The sequence below is a fragment of the Burkholderia guangdongensis genome (assembly GCF_013403875.1).
Lineage (GTDB): Bacteria > Pseudomonadota > Gammaproteobacteria > Burkholderiales > Burkholderiaceae > Burkholderia > Burkholderia guangdongensis.
In genome coordinates, this window is the sequence record NZ_JACBNX010000009.1 from 155,993 (window position 1) to 182,189 (window position 26,197).

Sequence of the window (26,197 nt, forward strand, 5' to 3'; positions counted from 1 at the left end):
ACGATGAACAGCGAACACCTGATCGGCATGGCCAACCAGATCGGCGCGTTCTTCGCGTCGATGCCCGACCGCGACGAGGCCGTTGCCGGCGTCGCCGACCATATCCGCCGCTTCTGGGAGCCGCGGATGCGCCGCACGCTGCTCGCGGCGTTCGACGATCCGGCCGGCGACGCGGCCGGCGACACGGCCGGCGACACGGCGAAGCGGATGGACCCGATCGTGCGCGAAGCGATCGCCGCGTATCGCGACACGCTGACGCCCGCCGCGAGCACGCCGGCCTGAGCGCCAGCCTGAGCGTCGCTTACGCGGGCGGCTGCAGCCCGGAGAACCAGCCTTCGCAGTGGCGCAGCAGCGCGCTCGCGTCGGACCCGGGCCGGCCGCGCGCGGCGATGTAGCCGTCGGGCCGCAGCAGATAGAACGACGGACGCGAGCGGCCGTAGCTTTCCGCGAGGCCCGGCGCGCCGCCCCCTTCCGTATCGGCCACGCGCCAGATGCGCACCGCGCCCGGCAGGATGCGCTCGAGCGACTGCGCGAGCGCGAGCCCGTCGGCCGCGGCGGGCCTGGCGGACTGGGTGGGCGCGCCCTCGCCGCCCGCCGGCGGCGCTTCGAGCAGCAGCAGCGTGAAGCTCGCGGGCTCGTGGATATCGAAAATCCGCGCGGTGCCGGGCGCCTGCCCGAGCGGCCCGTCGACCACGTGCACGAGCGCGTCGGGCGCCCGCTCGCCCGCGCGCGGGCCGCCGTCGAGCACGCGCTCGAGCGTGAGCGGGCTGCGGCGGTACTGGATCGAGAGCTCGCTGACGGTGCGCCGCACCGCGTCACGCATCGGCCCGAGCGACGCGAGCAGCGGCACGACGTGATCGCGCAGCAGCTTCAGCGGCCCGTGATCGGCTTCGACGACCTGCGTGAGAAAGCTCGTCTGCCGCAGCACGTCGCGCTCGATCGGATGGCGCTCGGCGTGATACGTGTCGAGCAGCCGTTCGGGTGCGCGCGCGCCGAGCACGCGCGCGAGCTTCCAGCCGAGATTGAACGCTTCCTGAATCCCGGTGTTCATCCCCTGCGCGCCCGCCGGACTGTGCACGTGCGCGGCATCGCCCGCGAAGAACACGCGCCCTTGCCGTAGCCGCTCGACCATCCGGCTGTGCAGATGGAAATACGACGACCACGTGAGATCGCTGAGCGCGATGCCCGCGCCGGCGCGGGCGCGCACGATCGCGTTGCACTGCTCGAGCGACGGGCCGTGTTCGCCGGGCAGCACGCCGTTCTCGGGCGGGCGATCCGCGACGAGCCGGTAACGGCCGCCGCCCATCGGAAACAAGCCCGCGATACCGTCGGCCGTCGTGAACAGATGAATCTCGTCGTCGGGCCAGTCGGGCATCGCCGCGAGATCGGCGAGCAGGAACGTCTGCTCGAGCGGCCGCCCCGCGAAGCCGACGCCGAGCGCATGCCGGACCGTGCTGTGCGCGCCGTCGGCGGCGATCAGGTACGACGGCGCGATGTGCTCGTCGTTGCCGTGCGCGTCGCGGATCGTCACGGCGAGCGTGCCGCCGCCCGCGCCGCCCACCTCACCCGCACGGCACGCGACGAGCGTGCGGCCGCGCTCGACCGTCACGCCGAGCGTCGCGAGATGCTCGGCGAGCAGCCGCTCGGTCACGCACTGATCGACGAACAGCAGATACGGATAGCGCGTCTGCAGCGGATCGAAGTCGAGCCGCGCGATCACGCGGCCTTCCGCGTGCAGGCTCGCCGCATGCGCGCGATGCCCGTGCGCGAGGAACGGCTCGACGACGCGATGCTGCTCGAGCAATTCGAGCGTGCGCGCCTGAATGCCGATCGCGCGCGAATGCGGCGCGGGCCGCTCGGCCTTGTCGACGATGCGCACCGGCACGCGCGAACGCGCGAGACTCATCGCGGCCGCGAGACCGGTCGGCCCCGCCCCGACGATCAGCACGGGCGGGACATCGGGCATATCGGGCAGTGCATCGGCCATGAGCCCCTCGATGACAGACGACCTTGCAAGTCTACGCCGCTCGGACTGACGGGGCCATATGCCGAACGGTCAATCCGGAAACGATCGCCGGGTATGGGAAAATACGCGTTTCGAGTTCGCTTTCGCGTCATGGATTCCGCTTTCGACCAGGCATACGCCGCGCACCGCGCAGGCCGCCTCGGCGACGCCGAGCACGGCTATCGCGCGGCGCTCGACGCCAACCCCGCCGACGCCGACGCGCTTCATCTGTTCGGCGTGCTGCGGCATCAGCAGGGTCGGCATGCCGAGGCGGCCGACCTCGTCGGCCGCGCGGTCGCGCTGCGCCCCGACGACCCCGCGTTCCGGCTGAATCTCGGCAACGCGCTGAAGGCGCTCGGCCGGCTCGACGAGGCGATCGACCGGTTTCGCGACGCGCTGACGCTCGCGCCCGAATTTCCGCTCGCGCACTACAACCTCGGCAACGCGTACGCAGTGCAGGAGCGCCATGCGGATGCGGTCGCGGCGTTCGAGCGCGCGCTGCGGCTCACGCCCGGCGACGCGTCGATCCACAACAACCTCGGCAACGCGCTGAACGCGCTCGGCCGCCACGACGACGCGCTCGCCGCGTTCCGCCGCGCGCTCGAGTTGCGGCCCGGCCACGCGGGCGCGCACAACAACCTCGCGATGGCGCTTTCCGCGATCGGCCGCACCGACGAGGCCATCGCGCATTTCCGCGCGGCGATCGCCGCCGAGCCGCGCTTCGTCGCCGCGCATTTCAATCTCGGCAACACGCTCGACGCGGTCGGCCGCCACCGGGAAGCCACCGCCGCGTTCGAGGCCGCGCTTGCGCTGCATCCGGCGTTCCCGCTCGCGCTGTTCGGGCTCGCGAACGCGCTCGCCGCGCAGGACCGGCATCGCGACGCGCTGCCGTACTACGAGCGCACGGTCGGCCTCGACCCGGCGTTCACGCTCGCGTGGCTGAATCTCGGCACCGCGCATCACGCGCTCGGCGCACACGAAATGGCGCTGCGCGCGTTCGATCAGGCGCTGCGCGCGGCGCCCGACCTGACGCTCGCGCAACTGCATCGCGCGGTCACGCTGCTGACGCTGCGCGACTTCGCGCGCGGCCTGCCCGCGTACGAGGCGCGCCACGCGACGCCCGGCGCGCCGGCGCTCGGCCCGCTGCCGCGCTGGCAGGGCGAGCCGATCGCGTCGCGCACGCTGCTGATCCGCGCGGAGCAGGGTTTCGGCGACACGCTGCAGTTCGTTCGCTTCGTGCCGCTCGCGCGTGAGCGCTGCGCGCGCGTCGTGCTCGAGGTACAGCCCGAGCTCGTGCCGCTGCTCGCGCCGGCCGCCGCGCAATGGCACGTCACGCTCGTCGCGCGGGGCGTGGCGATGCCGCCCGCGGACGTCGCGTGCACGCTGATGAGCCTGCCGTTCGCGCTCGGACTGCACGCTGACATGATCGCCGGCAACGGCCGCTACCTGAGCGCCCCCGATGCCGCGCGCCGGCGCTTTCGCGGCTCGCTCGGCGGGCACGCGAAGCGCAAGTTCGGCATCGTGTGGACCGGCCGGCAGCAAGCGCGCGACAACCGATCGATGCCGCTCGCCACGCTCGATCCGCTGTTCGCGCTGCCGGACGTCGACTGGATCGTGCTGCAGCCCGACGTCGCCGGCGAAGAACGCGCGCAACTCGACGCGCATCCGCGCATCCACCGCGTCGACGGGCGCCTCACGGATTTCGCCGAGACGGCGGCGCTGATCGAACGGCTCGACGGCGTCGTCGCGATCGACACCGCGGTCGCGCACCTCGCGGGCGCGCTCGGCAAGCCGCTGTGGCTGATGCTGCCGTTCGCGGCCGACTGGCGCTGGTTCACCGGCGACGACTGCCCGTGGTATCCGGGCGCGCGGCTCGTGCGGCAGTCTGCCGTCGGGCGGTGGGACGACGTCGTGCGGACAATCGCCGACGCACTGCGCGCCGCGTGAGCGAGCGATGCGTCGCAGCGCTGCCGGTCGGTGCCTGTCGGTGCCTGTCGGTGCCTGTCGCTACTATCGCTGTCTATGGGTACCTATCGCCGCGATAGCCAGCACATCCACCACCGTTCACGCAACACCCAGAATTGACTCACATCAAAAAATCAGACTTATCTGATCGACCGAGTGTATGGAATTTGTAATAATTTCGAAATTCACCATAATCTCCGTCCCGCATCTGGCAACGCCCAGCGCTGCGTGACTTCTCTGCCCGATGAACCGATCGTCATTCGTTCCCGTCGAGGGTGAACTCGCCCAGCCCGGGATTACGCCGCTCAGCGGCATTCCGTTCGGCCGTGAATGGACGTTTCGCGGCGCGGTCGGCGCGCGGCCCCGCAAGAGCGGTGTCGCTAAGCTGATCACGTCGTGTATCGACATCACTGCGCCGCATCGCGCGTGCGGCTGGAAGCCACTGCTCGAGCCGAGCGACGCCGTGTCGCCTGCCGCGAAGCCATCGCCCGGCATCGCGCGCCGGATCGCGCTGCGCCGCCCGGCCGTCCGGCCCGCGCGCCAGCCGTCGCGCGGCGCGCTCGCCGCATGCTGGACGTTCGGCGCGGTCGCGATCATCGGCTGGCTCGTCGCCGCGCACACGCCGACGCCGTTCGGCGCGTCGGTTCAATCCGCCGGATCGGGCATCTTCGCCGCCTGGCGCGCGGCGACTTCGTCGATCGCCGAACTGACTGAAAACACGCCGGTTCACGTCGCGACCGCGCCCGCCGCCGCCGTGACTCAAACTCCGCCGGCCACCACCGCCCACGCGCAACAGCCTGGCCAAGCGGTCCGGCCGGCAGCCGAACCGCAAGCGCTCGCGGCTGCGCCCCGTCAGGCGTCGCCCCGTCAGGAAGAATCGGCACATCCGGCGATACCCTCCTACGCACGACGCACGACCGCAGCCACGCCGCCGGTCGCTGTACCGGCCGCACCAGCCGCGTCGCGTCCGCAGCAGCGCGCCGCGGCGCCGGTGGCCGGCAACGCTTCCGACGATCCGTCCGCGCTGATCGCGCTCGCCAACACACTGCGCGCCAGGCAGCCCGCGTCCGTCGCGCCCACGCGGCCGCTCGCCGGCATCGACTGGACGGCCCGGTTGTCCCACAGCCGCCTGACCGACACGCCGGACGCATTCGCGCAATAACCGGCCGAACGCACCAACAAGAAAGCCCGGCGAATCGCTTCGCCGGGCTTTCTTGTTCTCATCATCTCGCGTCGATCCGCGCCTATTGCTGCGTCGGCAATCCCGTTTCCGTCTGCCGCTGAAGCTGCCGCACCTGCTGCTGCAGGTCGCGCAGCTGCGCTTGCCCCGCACGCTGCTCGATCTGCAACGCGCGCGTCTGGTCCTGCTCGACCTTCTGCCGCTGCGCGACCGCGGCCTGCTGCGTGCGTGCGACGTTCAGATCGGCCTGCAGCCGCTGCGCATGATTCTCCGACAGCGCGATCACCCGCTCGAGAAACGCCTTCTGCGCCTGCAGCTCGGTGCGGCGGATTTCGACGTCGGACAGCGTCACCGTCTGCTGCACGAAATTCGCGTAGACCATCTCCGCGCGGCGCTTGTCCTGCGACTTGATCACGCGCCACAAATGCTTGTCCTGGAACAGCGACACGTAGTACGTCATCTCCTGCGGATCGAACATCATGCTCGCGCCGTAGCTGCCGTTGTACGTCGTCCGCAACTCGACGACCTTGCCGTCGTGAAGCATCTGCGTCAGCTCGGCGACGTTGCCTCGCGCGTCCGCCGACGCGGCGTCGCCATCGAGCGTCGTCACCGCGGGGCGGCTGCCGGCCACCGGCGCCACCGCGGCCGCCGAAGCGCCGCCGGATGCGGCAGCGGGTGCGGCACCGTCGGCCGACCATGCGGCGGCGGCATACGCGCACACCACGAACGCGGCAACCCACGTTGCGCGACGAGCAGGAAGGAGATTTCGGAAGACCAACTTCTGACTCCGGCGATCAAATCGGTAGCTCGCGATTATCGTCGAAAACGCCAGCGCCGCATCCCGATTTCAGTCGGGACACGGCATTTTCAGACAAAGCTTAATCGTCTTACAGACGTGTCTCACGCGCGGCGCGCAGGAACGTATCGAGCAGCGGCGTGCAGTCGAGCAATTCCGGGCCGCCGGCGCGGTGGAATTCCGGGTGCCACTGCACGCCGACGACGAACGGCGCGCGCCGGTAGCGGATCCCCTCGATGATGCCGTCGCCGGCCGACACCGCCTCGACATTCAGATCGCGGCCGAGATCACGGATCGCCTGATGGTGAATCGAGTTGACGATCGCCTCGCTGCGCCCCGGGAACATGTTCGTGAGCGTCGAGCCGTCGGGGAAGCGGATCGCGTGGCGATGCTGGTCGTAATGCTCGCTCACGTGCGCGTGCGCGGTCGGCACGTCGGTCGCGATGTCCTGATACAGCGAGCCGCCGAACGCAACGTTGATCAACTGGCAGCCGCGGCACACGCCGAGCACCGGCTTGCCCGACTCGATGAATTCGTGCAGCAGCTCGAGCTCGTACATGTCGCGCACGCGATCACCCGGCCATTCGGCGCGCGCGTCCGACGCCGCGTAGGTCTGCGGCGACACGTCCGCGCCGCCCTGCAGCAGCAGCCCGTCGAGACTCTTCGCGTAGTCGCGCAACCGGATGTTGCTCGGATGCAGCATCCCCTGATGACCGACGGTCGGAATCATGAACACGAGCACGTTGCGTGACATCACCCAGTGCGCGATCGACTCCTCGAGATACTGCAGCGTCTTGCCGCGCAGCCCCGGCGCGCCGGGCTCCGGATGGAAAATGCGCGCGGACACGCCGATGCGCAGCGTGCGCTGCGTGATCCGCTGGCCCGCGCGGTCGAACAGCCGGCGCGCGCGCGCCGTGATGATCCGGCCGAGCACCGACCACGGCGTGTCGCTTTGCCGCAGATACGCGGGCGGCTGCGGCGACTGCGCGCCCGAGGGCGGCGGCCGCGACGACTCGAAATCGGGCTGCGCGCCGAAACCGGGCGGCGGCGAGCCCGCCTTGCGCGGCGCCTCGGCCGGTGTATCGGCCAGCGCGGCGGCGGCGGCCGGCGCGGTGCCCGACGCACCGGGCTCGGCGGCGGCGTCGACGGGCGGCGAACCCGCGTCGCCAACAGAATGCGCGGCCCCGATCTGCGCCGCGAACGCGCTCGCATGGACGCCGGGCGCGGCGTCCACCGGCGACTGGACGCGGATGGCGTTGGACGAAGAAAGGGACGAACCGGACTGGCCGGCGGAGGAAGGCGTGGTATCGCTCATGACGATGGTCTGGCGCGCAGTTCACGCGAGTGAATGGATGAGGGCCATTATGCTTCAGTGCCGGATCGACGGGGACACCCACAGCCTTTCCGCAACCTTTTGACAACATTGTTGCAATCGGCAGACCGATTGTCCGAGGGTCGCATCCACCCGTGTCGCGCGGGCGCGCTGGACTCCAGTGATATATCACCGTAATATCCATGCCCATTCCCTTGTCGATCGACGTTCTCCGCATGCCGCTTTTTCCGCCGTCCGCCCCGTCGAACCGATGACGCAGCCAACCGACACCGCCGCCCTGTCACCGAATCGGCCCGACCTGCCTGGCCGGTCCGCCGAATCCGCGGCGAGCCTCGCCGAGCGCGCGTACGCGCTGATCCAGCGCGACATCATCACGCTGCGCCTGAAGCCGGGCGCCGCGCTGAACGAGGCCGACCTCGTCGCCCGCACCGGCATCGGCCGCACGCCGGTGCACCAGGCCGTGCACCGGCTCGTGCTCGAGGGCCAGCTGTCGGTGATGCCGCGCAAGGGCCTGATGGTGCGGCCGCTGTCGCTCGACGACATCCTCGCGATCGCCGACGTGCGGCGCGTGAACGAGGCGTACTGCGCGGAACTCGCCGCGCGCCACGCGAGCGCCGACGATCTCGCCCGGATGCGCGCGCTGCTCGACGCCGGCGACGCGTGCGTCGCCGCGTGCGACGTCGAGGGGATGATGGATCTCGACCGCGCGTTCCACCAGGCGATCGCCGCGGCCGCGCGCAATGCCGTGCTCGCCGAGTTGCTGCGCGGGCTGCACGAGCGCTCGCTGCGCTTCTGGTTCGTCGCGCTGTCCGAGCCGCACCATCTCGCCGACGTGCAGCGCGAGCATCTCGCGCTGTTCGAGCGCCTCGCCGCGCGCGACGCGGCGGGCGCGCGCGCGGCCGTCGAGCGCCACATCGAATCGTTCCGCGCCACCCTTTTTCGCCATCCACGCACCTGATCACGCACCTGCAATCGAGCCGACCATGACCACTTTCACGCCGTTCCCCCCGCTCGCCCAGCTCGCCGCCGACCTCGCCGCCGGCAGGACGACGAGCCGCGCGCTCGTCGACGCCGCCCTCGACCGGATCGCCGATCCGGCCGGCCAGGGCGCGATCGTCTTCACCGAAGTCGACGCCGACAACGCGCGCGCGGCCGCCGACGCGCACGACCGCCTGCGCGCGGCCGGCACCGTGCTGTCACCGCTCGCGGGCATTCCGGTGTCCGTGAAGGATCTGTTCGACGTCGAAGGCCAGGTGACGCGCGCCGGCTCGCGCGTGCTCGACAACGCGCCGCCCGCCGCCGCCGACGCGATCGCGGTCGCGCGGCTGCGGCGCGCGGGCGCGGTGCTCGTCGGCCGCACGAACATGAGCGAGTTCGCGTTCTCGGGCCTCGGCCTGAACCCGCACTTCGGCACGCCGCGCTCGCCGTATCGCCGCGACGTGCCGGGCGACGCGCGAATCGCGGGCGGTTCGTCGTCGGGCGCGGCTGCGTCCGTCGCCGACGGGATGGCGGCCGTCGCGCTCGGCACCGACACCGGCGGCTCGATCCGGATTCCCGCCGCGCTCTGCGGGCTCACCGGCTTCAAGCCGACCGCGAGCCGGATTCCGAAGCAAGGCGGCGTGCCGCTGTCGACGACGCTCGACTCGTTCGGCCCGATCGGCGTGAGCGTCGCGTGCTGCGCGCTCGTCGACCGGATGCTCGCGGGCCTCGAGCCGAATGTGCCGGCCGCGCGTCCGCTGGAAGGCGTGCGGCTCGGCGTGCTGACCAACTACGTGACGGACGGCGTCGCGGCCGAGGTGGCGACGACGCTCGATGCGGCGCTCAAGCATCTGGAGGCGGCCGGCGCGATCGTGCGCGAAGTGCGCGTCGGCGCACTGGACCGGCTGCCGGAGATCAACCGCTTCGGCTTCTCGCCGATCGAGGCGTACGCGTGGCACCGGCCGCTGCTCGCGAAGCATCGCGACCGGTACGATCCGCGCGTGCTGTCGCGGATCCTGAAGGGCGAGCCTGCGACCGCGGCCGATTATCTGGATCTGCTCGCCGCGCGCGACGCGCTCCTCGACGACGTCGCGCACACGGTCTGGCCGCGCTTCGACGCGCTCGTCGCGCCGACGGTGCCGGTCGTGCCGCCGCGGATCGCGGAGCTCGAGACCGACGACGACGCGTTCGCGCGCACGAACGCACTGATCCTGCGCAACCCGAGCGCGTTCAACTTCCTCGACGCGTGCGCGCTGTCGCTGCCGTGCCATCCGCGCGACGCGGCGCCGGTCGGCCTGATGCTCGCGGCCGCGCCACATCGCGACGATGCACTGCTCGCGATCGGCCAGGCGGTCGAGGCGGTGCTGAACACGATTCGCTGAGGCAAAGCTCGCTCGGGCCCGCCTGCGCGGGCGACCTGGCCCGCGAGAGGACGGGCGACGGCGCGTCGGCTCCTTGCGCGGGACGACGGGCTGCGCCGGGCGGCTTATCCGAGCAGGGTCTTCGCGACGGCGATCTGCTCGTTTTCGAACGCGGGGGTAAACGCGTCGATGTCGTCGTCGCTCATGCCGACCGGCGCCGACTTCGCGATTCCCCTCCAGCGCTGGACCGCCGCACACACATCGGCGAGCACGCGTTTTGCGTCGCCCTCGGACATCCAGAAGTACGGAGCCACGCGCATCACGTCCGCAATGGAGTCGACCGGGCCCGAATCCTCGGTGAGCCACAGTTTCAGCTCTTGTACCTTGTCCGGGAACGGATTGATGTCGAAAGCCGGCGCGAGCCGCCACTGACCGTGCTCGACATGCAGGAATCCATGATTCTGCACGTGGTCGTCCACGTTCGTGATGAGCAGGTTGAACGCCAGCCGCCGCCACAGCTCCTCGAGGTCGCGCGCCGGATCCGCGCAGCGCGTCGTGATGACGTCGGCAATCTGCGTGTACGCGTGGTCGACCGCGCGCGATGCCTGCAGCATCGAGCCAGCGGACAGATAGGGAATGCGCCCGCCGACGGCGACCCGGTCGAACCGGCGCACGAGCGCGATCGGGACGTCATCCGACATGACGACCCGGGATCGCGCGACGGTAATGCCCGCGGCCTCGGCCACGTGAAGGGCCAGCACCTCGCCACGCGTGACGCAGCGGTCGTCCTTGATGCTCGGAAATTTTCCGATGGCCAGTTGGCCGTCGTCGTCGAGTATCGTGCACTTGGGCCGCATGCCGCCGAGCGAGGTGCCGCGCCCGCGCAGGTACTTGAGGTCGGCCTCCGTTTCCTGGTTCATCTCCACCGCGCGCGACGCGCCGATGAGCTGCGCCAGCTCGAGCAGCGGTGGTGTACCGCGACCGCCATCCTCGATCGTACGCAGAAAGTCGCCCGACTCGTCGACCAGCCGCAGCGCGCCGATACGACTCCGGTCATCCACGCCGAGCAAATAATCCATCTCGGTCAGTGCCGCTCGGGGAGCGGCGTTGCCCGCCGCCTGCGCCGCCTTGCGCCGCTTCGCATGGTCGCGCGCAATGACGCGGCAGCCCCAGCCATCCGGCTCCGTGTCCGCGAACGCGAAAGGGAAAATCGAATCGTCCTTCGACGGCGCCCGGCGGAACTGGTGGCCTTCGACGAGGGCAAGGTCCGGCGAAATCTCGAATCGATTCGTCGCGTCCAGCCAAGCGGCGTCATACGCGAACGCAGTGAATTCGCGCCCGCCGTCCTTGCTGTAGGTGAGCACGCCGACCGGCAGCGCTGCGTCGCCGAGCGCAACCCCGACCGTCTGTTTCACCGTCGGCTTGCTCATAGCGCACCCGAGTCCGATTTGACGCGCTTTTTGCGGACGCGCTGAGGTAATTGCTCGTTCATCAGGGACAGGCCGATGTCGTCGGTCGCCGTGTCGAGCAGCCGGGTGATCTTGTCCAGTTCGCCGAGCACGAAGAACGCCTGCGCAATGGTTCCAATCGAGATTCCGGTGTCTCCGCGCTCCATTCGACGCACCGTGGCTTCCGAGATCCGGAGGCGCTCGGCCATCGATGCCTGCGTCAAACGCCGCCGCCGGCGAGCCAGCGCCATGTCGGCACCGAGCTTTGTCAGCGCACGCGCAACCGGAGTCGGCATCGATTTTTCCGGGCGATTACCAGCCAAATTTGACGGGTTATTCGACTTTGCATGACTCATTTGATCGGTCGCAGCGCATCATGATGGGTGACGCCATTTTCTCGCCATGCACGCTGCCCGTCAATTCGAGAGATACTTAAACGCTCATATTTGATCTATTAAAATTTCATACCACTCAAATATGATCGGTAATTCGCATTCTCCAGGAACACTGCCGAATCGGCGGCTAGCCAGCGCCGCAAAACGGGCGTTCGGCTACAATCGCCGGGTCCATTTTTCGGACGGAAACACGAGAACCCACCGACGACGATGAACGAATTCACGCTTTCGCTGCGCCGCGAGCGCCGGCTGCTGATGCTGCTGGGCTTCGCCTGCATCGCGCTCCTCGCGGGCGCGCTCTACCTGCAGTACGTGAAGGGCGAGGATCCGTGCCCGCTCTGCATTCTCCAGCGCTACTTCTTCGCGCTGATCGGCATCTTCGCGTTCCTCGCGGCCGGGATGGGACGCTGGCGCGGGGTGCTGCTGCTCGAGGCGCTGATCGTGATCGCCGCCGCCGCGGGTGCCGGCACCGCCGTGCATCATCTGACGATTCAGCTGAATCCGGGCTTCAGTTGCGGCTTCGACACGCTGCAGCCGATCGTCGACAGCCTGCCGCCCGCGCAGTGGTTCCCCGGCATGTTCAAGGTCGCGGGGCTTTGCGAGACCGTCTATCCGCCGATCCTCGGCATCCTGCTGCCCGGCTGGGCGCTGATCGGGTTCGTCGCGATCCTGCTCGCGGTCGCGTCGAGCGTCTGGCGCAACCGGAAGAAGCTCGTCGCCGCCTGATCGCCACCGATCACCCGCTACTCGCCCCCACCTCACCCGCCGATCATCCGAGACTCACCCGCGCGTCACCCGAACGCGCGGGCGGTCCGGACCACCCGGACCACCCGAGCCGCCCGGGCCGCCCGGGTCACATCAAGCGGCCCGTTGCGTGTAAACACCTACGCAGCCGGCCGCCGCCGCTCCGAAGCGGACGCCGGCTCGCGCGCCCTCCCCGACGCGCCTTGCGCGGCCTGCGTCGCCGCCCGTTACGCCGATGCAGCAACTTCGGCGCAACGCTGGCATCCTACGGTCAACATGATCGCCTCCTGATAGCCTGCATCAACGCCGCCGCATAGGCCGGCCGTTTTTGCGGTGCTATCGTGACTGCTGGATGGCGATCTACGTGCGCGAGGCCAAGCGGTCTCGACTCCTCTCGTAACGCGCGCCTGATCCGCAATGTCAACGGGATTCAACATGACAACGCACACCATCCGCATTCCCCACCCTCATCGCGTCCGCGCGCCGCGCGGCTGCCCCTGTCCGTCGCTCGCCCGGCCCAGGCTCGCCGGGCCGCGCGCCATGCCGGGAGCGCGCTGATGGAACCCTGGCTCGGCGATCTCCAGCAACTGCTCGCGCACGGCGAAGCGGCCGTGCTCGTCACCGTCGCGCGCGTCGACGGCTCCGCGCCGCGCGAAGCCGGCACCAAGATGGTCGTCACGCGCGACGGCGCGCGTTACACGATCGGCGGCGGCCATCTCGAATGGAAGGCGATCGAAATCGCGCGCCATCTGCTGAAGGACGGCGCACACACGCCGCACGCGCGCAAGCTGGAACGCCTCGCGCTCGGGCCCAGCCTCGGCCAGTGCTGCGGCGGCGCGGTCGTGCTCGCGTTCGAGCGGCTCGACGTCGGCGATCTCGGCTGGCTCGCGTCGCTCGCGAAGCGCGTCGCCGCCGGCGCGCCAACCGTCCGGCACATCGGCTTCGAAACTGCCCCCGCCGCGCCCGACCTCGGCGAGCCCGACGCCGCGCATGCGCAGGCGAGCTGCGTGCTGCTGCAGGATCCGCACGGCACGTTCCGGATGACCGAGACGATCGCGCCGCACGCGTTCGACGTGCTGCTGTTCGGCGCCGGATCGGTCGGCACCGCGCTCGTGCGCGTGCTCGCGACGCTGCCGTGCCGCGTCCGCTGGATCGACGCGGCCGACGCGACGTTCGCATCGCCCGAAGCGCTCGCCGGCATCGACAACCTGACGATCGACGCGACCGACACGCCGGAAGCCGCGGTCGACGCCGCGCCGCCGCACGGCTACTTCATCGTGGCCACGCACAACCACGCGCGCGACCTCGTGCTCGCGGAACGCATCCTGCGCCGCGGCGACTACGCGTACTTCGGGATGATGGGCTCGCAGACGAAGCGCGCGCAGTTCGAACACTACCTCGTCGCGCTCGGCGTCGACCCGGCGCAGATCGCGCGGCTGCGCTGCCCGATCGGCGTCGAAGGGATCGTCGACAAGGCGCCCGAAGTGATCGCGATCTCGGTGGCCGCGCAGTTGCTGCAGGCCGCCGAAGCGAACGCGGCCGCCACGCGCGCCGCCGTCCCCTCTTTCTGACCGACCAAGAAGACACGCCATGAACACGACCTTCAAGGACAAGATCGCCCGTGCGCCGAAGACCGAGCTGCACATCCACATCGAAGGCTCGCTCGAGCCGGGCCTGATCTTCGCGCTCGCGCAGCGCAACGGCGTGACGCTGCCGTACGCGTCGGTCGACGCTCTGCACGCCGCGTACGCGTTCACCGATCTGCAGTCGTTCCTCGACATCTACTATGCGGGCGCGAGCGTGCTGCTGACCGAAGAGGATTTCTACGAGATGACGGCCGCATACGTCGAGCGCGCGCTCGAGGATCACGTCGTGCACACCGAGCTGTTCTTCGATCCGCAGACGCACACCGCGCGCGGCGTGTCGATCGAGACCGTCGTCGACGGGATCGAACGCGCGCTCGACGACGCCGAGGGCCGCGGGCTGTCGAGCCGGCTGATCCTCTGCTTCCTGCGCCACCTGTCCGAGGACGACGCGCTCGCGACGTTCGACGCGGCGCTGCCGCTCTTCAAGCGCTATCCGCACCGGCTGATCGGCGTCGGGCTCGATTCGTCCGAGCTCGGCCATCCGCCGTCGAAGTTCGCACGCGTGTTCGACAAGGCGCGCGCGATGGGGCTGAAGCTCGTCGCGCATGCGGGCGAGGAAGGCCCGCCGGCCTATGTATATGAAGCGCTCGACGTGCTGAAGGTCGACCGGATCGACCACGGCGTGCGCAGCATCGAGGACGCCGCGCTCGTCGAGCGGCTCGCGCGCGAGCGGATGCCGCTGACCGTCTGCCCGCTGTCGAACCTGAAGCTGCGCGTGTTCGACGACCTGAAGCAGCACACGCTGAAGCGGCTGCTCGACGCGGGCGCCGCGGTGACGATCAACTCCGACGATCCCGCGTATTTCGGCGGCTACGTGAACGACAACTTTTTCGCGACGGTGGACGCGCTCGGCCTGTCCGACGCCGACGTGCACGCCGTCCTCCGCAACGGCTTCGAGGCCGCGTTCGTCGGCGCCGCCCAGCGCGACGCGATGATCGCGCGGCTCGATGCGTACTGGCACGCCGCGTGAGGACACGACGATGCCGCCCGCACGCTAACCCATCCCTGTCACCCCGATTCACCGCTTTCGACCCATCATGACGCAAACCGCCTATCGCGCCCAACTGCTGACCTTCAGCGGCGACCCCGCGCAATCCGACGCCGCCGTTTCGTACGAGACGGACGGCCTTTTGATCGTCGACGACGGCAAGGTCGTCGCGGCCGGCCCGCACGCGACGCTCGCCGCGACGCTCGCGCCCGACGCGGTCGTCCACGAGATGCGCGACAAGCTGATCGTGCCCGGCTTCATCGACACGCACATCCACTATCCGCAGACGGACATGATCGCGTCGCCGGCGCCGGGGCTGTTGCCGTGGCTCGACACGTACACGTTCCCGACCGAGCGCCGGTTCGGCGACCCCGAGCACGCGCGCGAGGTCGCGGACTTCTTCGTCGACGAGCTGCTCGCGTGCGGGACGACGACCGCGCTCGTCTACTGCACGGTGCACAAGGCGTCGGTCGACGCGTTCTTCGGCGCGAGCGAAGCGCGCAACGTGCGGATGATCGCGGGCAAGGTGCTGATGGACCGCAACTGCCCCGAGTTCCTGCGCGACACCGCGCAGTCCGGCTACGACGACAGCGCCGAGCTGATCGGCCGCTGGCACGGCCGCGGCCGGCAGCTGTACGCGCTGACGCCGCGCTTCGCGCCGACGTCGACGAACGCGCAGCTCGAAGCGTGCGGCGAGCTCGCGAAGCGCCATGCGGACGTATTCGTGCAGAGCCATGTCGCGGAGAACGTCGACGAAGTGAAATGGGTCGCCGAGCTGTTCCCGGGCCACCGCAGCTATCTCGACATCTACGATCACTACGGGCTGCTGCGCCCGCGCGCGGTGTACGGCCACTGCATCCACCTCGACGACGAGGACCGGCGCCGGATGGCGGAAACCTCGACGGTGGTCGCGCACTGCCCGACGTCGAACTTCTTCCTCGGCAGCGGGCTGTTCGATTTCGACAAGGCCGGCGAATTCGGCGTGCCGGTCACGCTCGCGACGGACGTCGGCGGCGGCACGTCGTTCTCGATGCTGCAGACGATGAACGAGTCGCACAAGGTCGCGCGGCTGTCCGGCCACCATTTGACCGCGACGCGGATGTTCTGGCTCGCGACCGCGGGCGCCGCGCAGGCGCTCGACCTCGCCGATACGGTCGGCACGCTCGCGCCGCGCAGCGAGGCGGACTTCATCGTGCTCGATCCGCAGGCGACGCCGCTGCTCGCGCGCCGCACCGCCCGCGCGGAATCGCTCGAGGAGTTGCTGTTCGCGCTCGCGCTGCTCGGCGACGACCGCGCGGTGTACCGCACGTATGCGGCCGGGCGCTGCGTGCACGAGCGCGACGGTGCGCGGCGCGGCGCGAGCGCGGCTGCGTAACGCCATGCTATAATCCGCCCCTCATTGGGGAGTAGCCGCTCCGCTCGATGCCGGCGCCGCGTGGCGCGCATCGTGACGGAGGCGTCCGTCAACAGACTTGACCGCAAGGTCATGGCGGACGCAGCCACAGCAAGGCCTGGCGAGACCGATGATTCACGATGCGCCGCTTCAGGGCCCGGCGCGCCGTGGATCGTCGCTCGCACGTCAACCGGCCCGTGGAACCCCATTCGTGACCCAAGCCTTCCTGATCTCGACCGGTGCCGTCGCTCTCGCGGAAATCGGCGACAAAACCCAGCTCCTCTCGCTCGTCCTCGCCGCGCGCTATCGCAAGCCGCTGCCGATCATCGCCGGCGTGCTCGTCGCGACGCTCGTCAACCACGGCTGCGCGGGCGCGCTCGGCGAATGGCTCGGCATGCTCGTCACGCCGTCCGTGATGCGCTGGGCGCTCACGTTCTCGTTCATCGCGATGGGAGTCTGGATTCTCGTGCCCGACAAGCTCGACGCCGACGAAGCGGACACGAGCCGCTCGCGGCTCGGCGTGTTCGGCGCGACGTTCGTCGCGTTCTTCCTCGCGGAGATGGGCGACAAGACGCAGATCGCGACCGTCGCGCTCGCCGCGCGCTTTCACGACTACATCGGCGTCGTCGCCGGCACGACGACCGGGATGATGCTCGCGAACGTGCCGGCGATCCTGCTCGGCGACCGCTTCGCGCATCGGCTGCCGACGCGCATCGTGCACGGCGTCGCAGCGGTGCTGTTCGTCGTGCTCGGCGCGCTCGCGCTGTTCCGGGGTGTCGGCGTCTGACGCGTCGGGTCGTATCGAAGCGGCGCCCGCCGCAGCGGGCGCCGCAGCCACGTCACTGCGCGGGTGCGGGCTTGACGGCCGATGCGGGCACGGCCGGCGCCGCGCGTTCGTTCGACGGGACCGCGCCCGGCGCGCCGTTCCTGTCGACCGGAATCTGCACGGTCCGCACCGCCCCGTTCGCGAGCGGGAAGTCGGCGAGCGCGCTCTTCGCGAGAAACGGCATCGCGGCGAGCAGCGACGAGCCATCGCCGCTGTTGCGCGCGGCGACGTTGTAGACCTCCTTGCCGGTCGCGCGTTCGGTGATGCGGATCGACAACATCCGGTCGAACACTTCAACCGTCTGGTTCACGTAGCCGGCCGGCACCGGGCCCCACGGGCCCCAGGGCCCGAACGGCCCCCACGGGCCACGCCGCCAGTAAGGGCCCGGAAACCACGGATCGTCGAAATAGACCGGCTGCGCGACGTTCACGAGATTGCTGCGCACGCCGTATCTGAGTGCGACCAGATAGCGCGCGCTCGCCTGCGGCGCCTGCCGGAACGCATACGTCGACAGCTCGTTCGCGACGATCTGCTCGTAGGTCGCCTGCTCGATGCTGTTGCGCTGCGCGTCGCTGCGCGTGAACGCGTACGTGCGCGTCGCGTCGCTGCCGCTCCAGTCGGAGAACGCGGTGACCTGCGTCGTCACGTAGCTCGTGCAGCCCGCGAGCAACGTCGCGCCGAGCGCCGCGATCCACACCGCCGCGCGCCAAATCCTGTCGGGTTTCATGATGATCCTCTCCAATCCGCCGGCACCGCGCGCGAGCAACGTCAACACGTCGTGCCCGTGCCCGTTGCCGGGATGCCGATGATACGCGGACTCGCACAGCCCGCCAAAGTTCGCACCGCACGCGCGCGCGAGGCTTTGTACAATGGCCCGGTTCGCCGGGCGCCGTCGACAGACGGCGCCGCGTGCGCCCCGATTCCGACTTCATCGCCTTCAATCGCCATGTCCGACACCGCCTCCTCCGCCGTGATCCGCCGCGCCGACTACATGCCGCCGGCCTTCGTCATCGACACCGTCGCGCTCGAATTCGATCTCGCGCCGGCCCGCACGATCGTCAGGAACACGATGCGCGTGCGCCGCAATCCCGACGCCGCGCCCGCGCCGCATCTCGAACTGATGGGCGAAGCGCTCGAATTCGTCGCCGCGCGGCTCGACGGCGCGCCGTACGCGGCGGTGCGCGCGCACGAGCACGGCCTCACGGTCGAGAACGTGCCCGATGCGTTCGAGCTGACGCTCGACAGCGCATGCGCGCCCGAGCAGAACACGACGCTGTCCGGCCTCTACGTGTCGAGCGGCAACTTCTTCACGCAGTGCGAGGCCGAGGGCTTTCGCCGCATCACGTACTTCCTCGACCGGCCCGACGTGATGGCATCGTTTACGGTCACGCTGCGCGCGGACAAGGCCGCGTATCCGGTGCTGCTGTCGAACGGCAACCTGATCGATTCCGGCGACCTGCCCGACGGCCGCCACTTCGCGAAATGGGAAGACCCGTTCAGGAAGCCGAGCTATCTGTTCGCGCTCGTCGCGGGCAAGCTCGTCGCGCTCGAGGAGACGATCACGACCGGCGCCGGCGCGCAGAAGCTGCTGCAGGTGTGGGTCGAGCCGCAGGATCTCGACAAGACGCGCCACGCGATGGATTCGCTGATCCACTCGATCCGCTGGGACGAGAAGCGCTTCGGCCTCGCGCTCGATCTCGACCGCTTCATGATCGTCGCGGTCGGCGACTTCAACATGGGCGCGATGGAGAACAAGGGCCTCAACATCTTCAACACGAAGTACGTGCTCGCGAATCCGGAGACCGCGACCGACGTCGACTTCGCGAACATCGAGTCGGTGGTCGGCCACGAATACTTCCACAACTGGACCGGCAACCGCGTGACCTGCCGCGACTGGTTCCAGCTGAGCCTGAAGGAAGGCCTGACGGTGTTCCGCGATCAGGAGTTCTCGGCCGACATGGCGGCCGGCGACGACATGCAGTCGGCCGCGCGCGCGGTGAAGCGGATCGAGGACGTGCGCGTGCTGCGCCAGCTTCAGTTCGCGGAGGACGCGGGCCCGATGGCGCATCCGGTGCGCCCGGAGAGCTACGTCGAGATCAACAACTTCTACACGATGACCGTCTACGAGAAAGGCGCGGAAGTCGTGCGGATGTATCAGACGCTGTTCGGCCGCGACGGCTTCCGTCAAGGGATGGACCTGTACTTCCAGCGCCACGACGGCCACGCGGTCACCTGCGACGACTTCCGCCACGCGATGGCCGACGCGAACGGCCGCGATCTCGCGCAGTTCGAGCGCTGGTACAGCCAGGCCGGCACGCCGCGCGTGACGGTGCGCACCGGCTACGACGCCGCCGCGCGCCGCTACACGGTCACGCTCGCGCAGGGCTACGGCGACGCATCGCCGGCCACGCGCAATACGCACGAGGGTCAGCCGGGGCCGCTGCTGATTCCGTTCGCGATCGGCCTGATCGGCCGCGACGGCCGCGACCTGCCGCTGCGGCTCGACGGCGAGGCGGCTGCGGCGGGTACGGCAGGCACGACGCGCGTGCTCGAGCTGACCGAAACCGAGCAGACCTTCACGTTCGTCGACGTGCCGGCCGAGCCGCTGCCGTCGCTGCTGCGCAATTTCTCGGCGCCGGTGATCGTCGAGTACGACTATCGCGACGACGATCTCGCGTTCCTGCTCGCGCACGACAGCGATCCGTTCAACCGCTGGGAGGCCGGCCAGCGGCTCGCGACGCGCGCGCTGCTGACGCTCGCCGCGCGCGCGGCCGCGAACGAGCCGCTCGCGCTCGACGCGACGTTCACCGACGCGTTCCGGCGCGTGCTGACCGACGAGCGGCTGTCGCCGGCGTTCCGCGAACTCGCGCTGACGCTGCCGTCGGAAGCGTATCTCGCCGATCAGATGACGCTCGCCGATCCGGCCGCCGTGCATCGCGCGCGCCAGTTCGTGCGCCGTGAACTCGCGACCGCGCTGCGCGCCGACTGGCTCGCCGCGTACGATCGCTACCGCACGCCCGGCGCGTACGCGCCGACGCCGGACGACGCCGGCAAGCGCGGGCTGAAGAATCTCGCGCTCGCGTATCTCGCGGAGCTCGACGATCCGGCCGACGCGGTGCGACTCGCGAACGCGCAGTACGACGCGGCGGACAACATGACCGATCGCGCGGCCGCGCTCGGCGCGCTGCTGTCGGCGGCCGCCGCGGGCACGACCGAGCCGGCCGAGCGCGCGCTCGCCGACTTCTACCGCCGCTTCGAGCAGGAGGCGCTCGTGATCGACAAGTGGTTCGCGATGCAGGCCGCGCAACGCGGCACGCACGCGCATCCGACGCTCGCGAAGGTCCGCGCGCTGCTCGCGCATCCGGCGTTCAACCTGAAGAACCCGAACCGCGCGCGCTCGCTGATCTTCAGCTTCTGCTCCGCGAATCCCGCGCAGTTCCACGCGGCGGACGGCTCCGGCTACGCGTTCTGGGCCGAGCAGGTGCTCGCGCTCGACGCGATCAATCCGCAGGTGGCCGCGCGCCTCGCGCGCGCGCTCGAGCTGTGGCGCCGCTACACGCCCGCGCTGCGCGACAGGATGCGCGACGCGCTCGAAAAGGTCGCCGCGGGCGCGACGTCGCGCGACGTGCGCGAGATCGTCGAGAAGGCGCTCGCGTGAACCGGCGCGCCGCTCGCCGGCGCGCCGGGTAAAATTGCACAGATTCCGCTCTTTCCAGCCTTTTGGAGTTTCGTATGTCCAATGCCAGACGCACCACGCTGTCCAAGTTCCTGATCGAACAGCAGCGCGAGACCCACAACCTCCCCGCCGACCTGCGCCTGTTGATCGAAGTCGTCGCGCGCGCGTGCAAGGAGATCAGCTTCAACGTGTCGAAGGGCGCGCTCGGCGAGGCGCTCGGCACCGCCGGCAGCGAGAACGTGCAGGGCGAGGTGCAGAAGAAGCTCGACATCCTGTCGAACGAGATCCTGCTCGACGCGAACGAATGGGGCGGCAACCTCGCCGCGATGGCGTCCGAGGAAATGGAGACGTTCTTCCCGATCCCGGCGAACTATCCGCGCGGCGAGTATCTGCTCGTGTTCGATCCGCTCGACGGCTCGTCGAACATCGACGTGAACGTGTCGATCGGCACGATCTTCTCGGTGCTGCGCTGCCCGGACGGCAAGCAGGCGACTGAGGAATCGTTCCTGCAGCCCGGCACACAGCAGGTCGCGGCCGGCTACGCGGTGTACGGCCCGCAGAGCGTGTTCGTGCTGACCACCGGCAACGGCGTGAACTGCTTCACGCTCGATCGCGAAGTCGGCTCGTGGGTGCTCACGCAGCCCAACCTCAGAATCCCCGAGGACACGCGCGAATATGCGATCAACGCGTCGAATGCGCGCCACTGGTATGAGCCGGTGCAGCGCTACATCGGCGAGCTGAATGCCGGCACCGACGGCCCGCGTGGCGACAACTTCAACATGCGCTGGGTCGCGTCGATGGTCGCCGACGTGCACCGGATCCTGAACCGCGGCGGCATCTTCATGTACCCGGCCGACAAGCGCACGCCGGACCGTCCGGGCAAGCTGCGGCTGATGTACGAGGCGAACCCGATGTCGTTCATCGTCGAGCAGGCGGGCGGCGCCGCGACGACCGGCACGCAGCGGATCCTGGACGTGCAGCCGACCGGCCTGCATCAGCGCGTGCCGGTGATCCTCGGCTCGAAGAACGAGGTCGAGCGCGTGACGCGCTACCACACCGAATCGAACTGATCGCGGCGCTGGACGGTCGCGCGCGGCGCACGTACAATCGCGCGTCGCGCCGCGGCCGGCTGTTGGCCCGCGACGCGTAGGAATGAAATCGGGCGGTCCGCCGAATCGAGGGTGGCGCGGAGGGTGGCGCGAAGCAGCTAAAAAAAGCTGAAAAAATTTCGCCGAACCTATTGCCAAGGCACCAGATTCCACCCTATAATTTCATTTCTCTGCTGCCGGTGTAGCTCAGTTGGTAGAGCAGCGCATTCGTAATGCGAAGGTCGTAGGTTCGACTCCTATCTCCGGCACCAAGACCCAAAGGGGTGACAAGCTTGCTTGTCACCCCTTTTCTCGTTTACGCCCCCTCCCTTTACCCCCCCCCCCCCCCCCATTTACGCCGCCGATCGCGCGGGCCGCGAAACATCATGCCGCGTCCGCCGGACTCCGCAGACGATTCCCTTGGAAAATCCGGCCCTCGATGCATAACATTACTTAACGATTTCGACCCGCCTATCGCGCTACATTGCGTGGGCGTCGCCCGGATCGGGACGACGGCTCTACCGGGTCGTCGGCGCACCGCCCGGCGTCCGGTCGTTTCGACTCAACACAAGGAGAGGACCAACATGACTCATAGCTTCATTATGTGGCTCATCATCGGCGCGATCGCCGGCTGGCTCGCGGGCGCGCTCGTCAAGGGTGGCGGATTCGGGCTGATCGTCGACATCATCGTCGGCATCGTTGGTGCGTTCATCGGCGGCTGGCTCGCAAGCGCGCTCGGCATTCACATCGGCAGCGGCTTCATCGGCTCGATCATCGTCGCGGTGATCGGCGCCGTGATCCTGCTGTTCGTGATCCGGCTATTCAAGCGAGCGACCTGACGGCCCTCTTCAGCCCTCCTCATCGCGCCCTCGAGCGCACCTGCTCCCCTTACCGGCGCGCGGCTTCGCAACCGCGCGCCGGTTGTTCGTTGTAGTGACGATCCGTATTGCTCCGCGCCCGCCCGCGCATGTAACGTTTAAACAACAGAGACAAAATCTAACGATCTGTTTCTGGCATAAACAGAAGCACGCGCCTGATAATCAAAGGCACTTTTCGGAGAAAGATCATGGATGAAAAACCGGTCCGCATGCCGCCCCCGGAGCAAGTGATGAGCCCGGATCCGGAACCCGTCGGTGTCGAATTTCTCGCCGAGTTGCCCGAGCACGTCCGGGCATTCTTCGACGAACAGCACAAGCTGTATTCGCCGAAGTGAACGGGCGTTCGGCTCTGTCGTTCATCGTCACGTGCCGCTAATCGCATCCGTGCGATTTCTTTCTGCGCATTCGGCGCAGGCCTCGTCGCGCCAGGGCACTCGCCCGACGGTGCTGGATCAGCTCGTCCGCTGATTCTCCAGTCGCGCCCCTTCGCCGCGCGACGTCTTCGTCTATCCTTCTGTATTTCCACTGCCGGACCAACCGGCTTTCGACCGTTCCCATGAAGCATGCGATTCGCGCCGGCCTCGCCGCGGCAGCGCTCGGCCTCGCCCTCACCGCCATTCCGCGCCTCGCCGCCGCCGACGGCGACGACACGGCCCTCACGAACCTCGTCGCGCTCGCGTCGCAGCGCCTCGCGCTCGCCGAACCGGTCGCGCGCTGGAAATGGGCGAACGGCAAACCGATCGAGGATCCACCGCGCGAAGCGGCACTGCTCGCGTCGGTCGAGCAGCGCGCGAAGCGGGCCGGCGTCGATCCGGCAGTCGCGCGCGCGTTCTTCGAAGACCAGATCGCGGCGAGCAAGGACCTGCAGCAGGCGCTGTTCGACGCGTGGCGCGCGAGCCGTCCACCGGAAGGCACGCCGCCCGACCTCGCGACCGTCACGCGCCCCCAACTCGACCGCCTCACCCAGAAGATGCTCGCCGGCCTCGCACAGGCCGCGCCGCTGCGGCAGGCGCCCGACTGCCAGGCGCGGCTCGCGCGCAGCATCGCGAACTGGCAGTCGATGACCCGCTTCGATGCCAGTTACGCGCACGCGCTCAATGCGGCGCTCGCGCACGTGTGCGCGGGCGGTGGCGCGAGCGCGGTCGGTTGACGCGCGGGCGGCCGTTGCCGGCGGCAGTCGTTAGCGGCAGTCGTTAGCGGCAGTCGCCGGCGGCCGTCGCCAGCGCGCTCGCCGCGCTGCCGGCCAGCCGCCCGGCAACGCGGACTACGCGAACGACACGGACTACACCGACTACTCGGCCGGCGCGAACGCGCCAAGCGAGATCAGTTGCAGGCCGCGTGCGAGATGCGTCTGCAACAAACGGTAGGTGGACGGCTCGAACGGCCCCGCCGCGTCGGCGGCCGCGAGTCGCGCGGCGGCATCGAGCGACTCCGCGGTGCCGAGATAGCGCCACCGGTCGATCACGTGGAACAGACGGCGCTCACCGTGTTCGCCCTGCGCATCGAACACGACCGCGCCGTCGAACGGCCAGGGCGCGGCGCACGCATCCGCGCGCGCATCGTCGGCCGCCGGCCGGCGATTGAACGCCGGGCGCAGGCGTGCGATCCACTGCGCCTCGGCAAGCATCGCGCCGAGCTCGTTGCCGGTCTCGCGCCATTCGACGCGCCGCACTTGCTGCGCGAGCCGCATCTCCTTCGACGAACGGCGCTCGCCCGTCAGCAGCGCGCGCAGCCGCTGCCGCACGCGCACGCTGCGACCGACGTACAACGGCGCGCCGTCCTCACCGAACAGCGCATACGCGCCGCAGCCGGCCGGCGCAGTGTCGAGCTGCGCCTCGGTCAGGTCGCCCGCGAGGCGGAAATGGCGCGTCGTGCGCGCGATCTGCTCGCGCAGCCGCTCGAGTGGCACGAGATCGTGGAGCTGGCGCCAGAACTGCCACAGCAGATCGGCATCGGCGAGCGCGCGATGCCGCGCGGCCGGCACGAGGCCGTGCCGCGCGATCAGCGCATCAAGCCCGTGCCGCGCCTCGCGCGGAAACAGCGCGCGTGACAGCCGCACGGTGCACAGGAAGTCGGGATTGAACACGAGCCCGACACGCTCGAACTCCGCGTGCAGGAAGCCGCGATCGAAGCTCGCGTTGTGCGCGACGAACAGCTTGCCGTCGAGACGCTCGAACAGCGTGGACGCGAGCGCGGCGAACGGCGGCGCATCGCGCACCATCGCATCGGTGATGCCGGTCAGTTGCTGAATGAACGGGGGGATCGGCTGGCCGGGATTGACGAGCGACGTCCACGTCGACACGCCGAGCGGCCCGATCTCGACGACGCCGATTTCGGTGATCCGATGCTCGGCGGCCGAACCGCCGGTGGTTTCGAGGTCGACGAAGGCGAGCGGCAGTTCGCGGGCGGGATCGGACAAATGGGAATCGGACATAACGGACGGGAAGGCGGCGCTGTCGTGAGTATGCACCGGCGGGCACACCGGCGGCCAGGCGATTTTACCGGTGCCCGGGGTCGGCTCCCGCCGATTACGGTTCCTCAAAGCACAAGCCCCCGCATGGCGGGGGCTTGTGCGGTGTGGCGATTCGGGCGTCAGACCGCCTGGATGTTCGCCGCCTGCTTGCCCTTCGGGCCGGTCTTCACCTCGAAGGACACACGCTGATTTTCCTTCAGCGTTTTGAAACCGTCCATGCGGATTTCGGAGAAATGCGCAAACAAATCCTCACCGCCATTGTCCGACGTAATAAAGCCGAAGCCTTTAGCATCGTTAAACCATTTCACGATACCCGTATCCATACCCACGTTCCCCACTCGATTTGTTCAGAAAAGCCCTGCTCTTTTACCCATTCCCGAAGCGCCCGAGCGCACGTTTCGCGTCCGCCGATGCCCGAGTGCTGACTTTATAAATGGGACGATCCCGCCGCGTCAAGAAAATCTTTAATCGATGCTTTATCCAATAAAGATAATCACAAATGGAATCGGTCCCCGATCCGGATTAATCGCGAATCGGCACGCGCATCAATCCCGTCATTGTTACCTGATTGCGTATCTAGCCGGCCTGCTCAGGCAAAATATACCGGAGCGTGCATCGTGCCGAATGCGCGCTCCGTATTATTCCGGGTTGCGCATTTGCCGCTGCATTGCAATGCTCGCAGAAATGCGCTGATCGGGAGAATGTCATGTGGTTGAGCGGAATCAAGCGCCTCGCGAGTCGTCTCGGACGCCGCAAAGCAGCGTCGCTGGGCGGCCAGCCACGCGAAACCGCGTATGACGAGGAGTTCGGTTCCGCGCTGCACGGCGACCACTGGCAGAACCTGCTGTCGTCGCCGCTCGACGCGCGCCATTACGTGATGGAAGACTGGACTTACACGCCGCCGGCAACGCAGTCGACCGATGCACCGCCGCCGAGGCGCAAGCGCCGCTGGTACGAGCAGTAACGCGGCGCAAAAAAAAAGCGCGACTGGGAAGTCGCGCCTACAAAGGTTTGGAGATCTTTT

Annotated in this window: 24 protein-coding genes, 1 tRNA gene and 1 riboswitch; of the genes, 17 read left to right on the plus strand and 8 right to left on the minus strand. The window is 69.0% G+C overall.

The window, feature by feature from the left end; translation table 11 throughout:
- Positions 1–3 precede the first annotated feature (3 nt).
- Entirely contained in the window at positions 4–282 is a 279-nt protein-coding gene (locus HZI36_RS10895) for a formate dehydrogenase subunit delta (protein ID WP_179402657.1), read from the plus strand.
- Positions 283–301: 19 nt separating this feature from the next.
- On the opposite strand, the gene HZI36_RS10900 is transcribed toward HZI36_RS10895, so the two are convergent.
- Positions 302–1,987, minus strand: coding sequence for an FAD-dependent monooxygenase (locus tag HZI36_RS10900; protein WP_179402658.1), 1,686 nt, complete (start codon positions 1,985–1,987; stop codon positions 302–304).
- A gap of 129 nt (positions 1,988–2,116) precedes the next feature.
- Between HZI36_RS10900 and HZI36_RS10905 the strand changes: the two genes are divergently transcribed.
- Together HZI36_RS10905 and HZI36_RS10910 are read left to right on the plus strand one after the other, a co-directional pair.
- Entirely contained in the window at positions 2,117–3,952 is a 1,836-nt protein-coding gene (locus HZI36_RS10905; protein ID WP_179402659.1) for a tetratricopeptide repeat protein, read from the plus strand.
- 262 nt (positions 3,953–4,214) lie between these two features.
- Positions 4,215–5,132 (plus strand): hypothetical protein, encoded by a 918-nt coding sequence (locus HZI36_RS10910; protein WP_179402660.1) that lies wholly within the window; start codon positions 4,215–4,217, stop codon positions 5,130–5,132.
- An 82-nt stretch (positions 5,133–5,214) separates the two neighbouring features.
- On the opposite strand, the gene HZI36_RS10915 is transcribed toward HZI36_RS10910, so the two are convergent.
- Together HZI36_RS10915 and HZI36_RS10920 are read right to left on the minus strand one after the other, a co-directional pair.
- Positions 5,215–5,928, minus strand: coding sequence for a DUF2968 domain-containing protein (locus tag HZI36_RS10915; protein WP_179402661.1), 714 nt, complete (start codon positions 5,926–5,928; stop codon positions 5,215–5,217).
- Between the two features lie 109 nt (positions 5,929–6,037).
- Positions 6,038–7,261 carry a gamma-glutamyl-gamma-aminobutyrate hydrolase family protein gene (locus HZI36_RS10920; protein WP_179402662.1) on the minus strand — a complete coding sequence of 408 codons (1,224 nt, stop codon included), beginning with the start codon at positions 7,259–7,261 and terminating at the stop codon, positions 6,038–6,040.
- A gap of 268 nt (positions 7,262–7,529) precedes the next feature.
- On the opposite strand from HZI36_RS10920, the gene HZI36_RS10925 reads away from it, so the two are divergent.
- Positions 7,530–8,237, plus strand: coding sequence for a GntR family transcriptional regulator (locus HZI36_RS10925; RefSeq protein ID WP_179402663.1), 708 nt, complete (start codon positions 7,530–7,532; stop codon positions 8,235–8,237).
- 25 nt (positions 8,238–8,262) lie between these two features.
- A complete protein-coding gene (locus HZI36_RS10930) occupies positions 8,263–9,639 on the plus strand; it encodes an amidase (protein ID WP_179402664.1) in 1,377 nt (458 codons plus the stop codon).
- Positions 9,640–9,743: 104 nt separating this feature from the next.
- On the opposite strand, the gene HZI36_RS10935 is transcribed toward HZI36_RS10930, so the two are convergent.
- Both HZI36_RS10935 and HZI36_RS10940 read right to left on the minus strand, forming a co-directional pair.
- Positions 9,744–11,048, minus strand: a complete 1,305-nt coding sequence (locus HZI36_RS10935) for a type II toxin-antitoxin system HipA family toxin (RefSeq protein ID WP_179402665.1) — start codon at positions 11,046–11,048, stop codon at positions 9,744–9,746.
- Positions 11,045–11,362, minus strand: a complete 318-nt coding sequence (locus tag HZI36_RS10940; RefSeq protein ID WP_246327041.1) for a helix-turn-helix domain-containing protein — start codon at positions 11,360–11,362, stop codon at positions 11,045–11,047. Before HZI36_RS10940 ends, HZI36_RS10935 begins: the two co-directional genes overlap by 4 nt.
- A 309-nt stretch (positions 11,363–11,671) precedes the next feature.
- Here HZI36_RS10940 and HZI36_RS10945 point away from each other — a divergent pair, with 309 nt between their 5' ends.
- The 5 genes from HZI36_RS10945 (at position 11,672) to HZI36_RS10965 (ending at position 17,019) form a co-directional block, all read left to right on the plus strand.
- Positions 11,672–12,187: a disulfide bond formation protein B gene (locus tag HZI36_RS10945; protein WP_179402667.1), complete on the plus strand. Its 516-nt coding sequence runs from the start codon at positions 11,672–11,674 to the stop codon at positions 12,185–12,187.
- Positions 12,188–12,762: 575 nt separating this feature from the next.
- Positions 12,763–13,776 carry a xanthine dehydrogenase accessory protein XdhC gene (xdhC, locus tag HZI36_RS10950; RefSeq protein WP_179402668.1) on the plus strand — a complete coding sequence of 338 codons (1,014 nt, stop codon included), beginning with the start codon at positions 12,763–12,765 and terminating at the stop codon, positions 13,774–13,776.
- A gap of 19 nt (positions 13,777–13,795) precedes the next feature.
- On the plus strand, positions 13,796–14,821 hold the full coding sequence (locus HZI36_RS10955; RefSeq protein WP_179402669.1) for an adenosine deaminase: 1,026 nt from the start codon (positions 13,796–13,798) through the stop codon (positions 14,819–14,821).
- A 67-nt stretch (positions 14,822–14,888) separates the two neighbouring features.
- Entirely contained in the window at positions 14,889–16,214 is a 1,326-nt protein-coding gene (guaD, locus tag HZI36_RS10960) for a guanine deaminase (RefSeq protein ID WP_179402670.1), read from the plus strand.
- Between the two features lie 14 nt (positions 16,215–16,228).
- Positions 16,229–16,383: riboswitch (yybP-ykoY riboswitch) on the plus strand.
- A 60-nt stretch (positions 16,384–16,443) separates the two neighbouring features.
- The gene (locus tag HZI36_RS10965; protein ID WP_179402671.1) at positions 16,444–17,019 is read left to right on the plus strand and encodes a TMEM165/GDT1 family protein; all 576 of its coding nucleotides are present in this window, start codon (positions 16,444–16,446) and stop codon (positions 17,017–17,019) included.
- Between the two features lie 52 nt (positions 17,020–17,071).
- Here the strand turns inward: HZI36_RS10965 and HZI36_RS10970 are convergent, their stop codons facing one another.
- Entirely contained in the window at positions 17,072–17,785 is a 714-nt protein-coding gene (locus HZI36_RS10970; protein ID WP_179402672.1) for a DUF4136 domain-containing protein, read from the minus strand.
- Positions 17,786–18,004: 219 nt separating this feature from the next.
- On the opposite strand from HZI36_RS10970, the gene pepN reads away from it, so the two are divergent.
- The 6 genes from pepN (at position 18,005) to HZI36_RS11000 (ending at position 23,850) form a co-directional block, all read left to right on the plus strand.
- A complete protein-coding gene (pepN, locus tag HZI36_RS10975) occupies positions 18,005–20,716 on the plus strand; it encodes an aminopeptidase N (protein ID WP_179402673.1) in 2,712 nt (903 codons plus the stop codon).
- Between the two features lie 74 nt (positions 20,717–20,790).
- A complete protein-coding gene (locus HZI36_RS10980) occupies positions 20,791–21,804 on the plus strand; it encodes a class 1 fructose-bisphosphatase (RefSeq protein WP_179402674.1) in 1,014 nt (337 codons plus the stop codon).
- Positions 21,805–22,018: 214 nt separating this feature from the next.
- Positions 22,019–22,094 (plus strand) — tRNA-Thr (locus tag HZI36_RS10985).
- A 312-nt stretch (positions 22,095–22,406) separates the two neighbouring features.
- Entirely contained in the window at positions 22,407–22,661 is a 255-nt protein-coding gene (locus tag HZI36_RS10990) for a GlsB/YeaQ/YmgE family stress response membrane protein (protein WP_179402675.1), read from the plus strand.
- A gap of 227 nt (positions 22,662–22,888) precedes the next feature.
- On the plus strand, positions 22,889–23,035 hold the full coding sequence (locus HZI36_RS10995) for a hypothetical protein (RefSeq protein WP_179402676.1): 147 nt from the start codon (positions 22,889–22,891) through the stop codon (positions 23,033–23,035).
- Between the two features lie 221 nt (positions 23,036–23,256).
- Entirely contained in the window at positions 23,257–23,850 is a 594-nt protein-coding gene (locus tag HZI36_RS11000) for a chorismate mutase (RefSeq protein ID WP_179402677.1), read from the plus strand.
- 141 nt (positions 23,851–23,991) lie between these two features.
- Here HZI36_RS11000 and HZI36_RS11005 read toward each other — a convergent pair whose 3' ends face one another.
- Positions 23,992–25,134 (minus strand): exonuclease domain-containing protein, encoded by a 1,143-nt coding sequence (locus HZI36_RS11005; RefSeq protein WP_179402678.1) that lies wholly within the window; start codon positions 25,132–25,134, stop codon positions 23,992–23,994.
- Between the two features lie 158 nt (positions 25,135–25,292).
- Positions 25,293–25,496: a cold-shock protein gene (locus tag HZI36_RS11010; RefSeq protein ID WP_179402679.1), complete on the minus strand. Its 204-nt coding sequence runs from the start codon at positions 25,494–25,496 to the stop codon at positions 25,293–25,295.
- Positions 25,497–25,879: 383 nt separating this feature from the next.
- Here HZI36_RS11010 and HZI36_RS11015 point away from each other — a divergent pair, with 383 nt between their 5' ends.
- On the plus strand, positions 25,880–26,137 hold the full coding sequence (locus tag HZI36_RS11015; protein WP_179402680.1) for a hypothetical protein: 258 nt from the start codon (positions 25,880–25,882) through the stop codon (positions 26,135–26,137).
- Positions 26,138–26,197 lie beyond the last annotated feature (60 nt).

Coding starts and splice junctions, on each gene's coding strand:
- HZI36_RS10895 (WP_179402657.1), top strand. CDS start 4: ATGAACAGCGAACACCTGATCGGCATGGCCAACCAGATCGGCGCGTTC.
- HZI36_RS10900 (WP_179402658.1), bottom strand. CDS start 1,987: ATGGCCGATGCACTGCCCGATATGCCCGATGTCCCGCCCGTGCTGATC.
- HZI36_RS10905 (WP_179402659.1), top strand. CDS start 2,117: ATGGATTCCGCTTTCGACCAGGCATACGCCGCGCACCGCGCAGGCCGC.
- HZI36_RS10910 (WP_179402660.1), top strand. CDS start 4,215: ATGAACCGATCGTCATTCGTTCCCGTCGAGGGTGAACTCGCCCAGCCC.
- HZI36_RS10920 (WP_179402662.1), bottom strand. CDS start 7,261: ATGAGCGATACCACGCCTTCCTCCGCCGGCCAGTCCGGTTCGTCCCTT.
- HZI36_RS10925 (WP_179402663.1), top strand. CDS start 7,530: ATGACGCAGCCAACCGACACCGCCGCCCTGTCACCGAATCGGCCCGAC.
- HZI36_RS10930 (WP_179402664.1), top strand. CDS start 8,263: ATGACCACTTTCACGCCGTTCCCCCCGCTCGCCCAGCTCGCCGCCGAC.
- HZI36_RS10935 (WP_179402665.1), bottom strand. CDS start 11,048: ATGAGCAAGCCGACGGTGAAACAGACGGTCGGGGTTGCGCTCGGCGAC.
- HZI36_RS10940 (WP_246327041.1), bottom strand. CDS start 11,362: ATGCCGACTCCGGTTGCGCGTGCGCTGACAAAGCTCGGTGCCGACATG.
- HZI36_RS10945 (WP_179402667.1), top strand. CDS start 11,672: ATGAACGAATTCACGCTTTCGCTGCGCCGCGAGCGCCGGCTGCTGATG.
- xdhC (WP_179402668.1), top strand. CDS start 12,763: ATGGAACCCTGGCTCGGCGATCTCCAGCAACTGCTCGCGCACGGCGAA.
- HZI36_RS10955 (WP_179402669.1), top strand. CDS start 13,796: ATGAACACGACCTTCAAGGACAAGATCGCCCGTGCGCCGAAGACCGAG.
- guaD (WP_179402670.1), top strand. CDS start 14,889: ATGACGCAAACCGCCTATCGCGCCCAACTGCTGACCTTCAGCGGCGAC.
- HZI36_RS10970 (WP_179402672.1), bottom strand. CDS start 17,785: ATGAAACCCGACAGGATTTGGCGCGCGGCGGTGTGGATCGCGGCGCTC.
- pepN (WP_179402673.1), top strand. CDS start 18,005: ATGTCCGACACCGCCTCCTCCGCCGTGATCCGCCGCGCCGACTACATG.
- HZI36_RS10980 (WP_179402674.1), top strand. CDS start 20,791: ATGTCCAATGCCAGACGCACCACGCTGTCCAAGTTCCTGATCGAACAG.
- HZI36_RS10990 (WP_179402675.1), top strand. CDS start 22,407: ATGACTCATAGCTTCATTATGTGGCTCATCATCGGCGCGATCGCCGGC.
- HZI36_RS10995 (WP_179402676.1), top strand. CDS start 22,889: ATGGATGAAAAACCGGTCCGCATGCCGCCCCCGGAGCAAGTGATGAGC.
- HZI36_RS11000 (WP_179402677.1), top strand. CDS start 23,257: ATGAAGCATGCGATTCGCGCCGGCCTCGCCGCGGCAGCGCTCGGCCTC.
- HZI36_RS11005 (WP_179402678.1), bottom strand. CDS start 25,134: ATGTCCGATTCCCATTTGTCCGATCCCGCCCGCGAACTGCCGCTCGCC.
- HZI36_RS11010 (WP_179402679.1), bottom strand. CDS start 25,496: ATGGATACGGGTATCGTGAAATGGTTTAACGATGCTAAAGGCTTCGGC.
- HZI36_RS11015 (WP_179402680.1), top strand. CDS start 25,880: ATGTGGTTGAGCGGAATCAAGCGCCTCGCGAGTCGTCTCGGACGCCGC.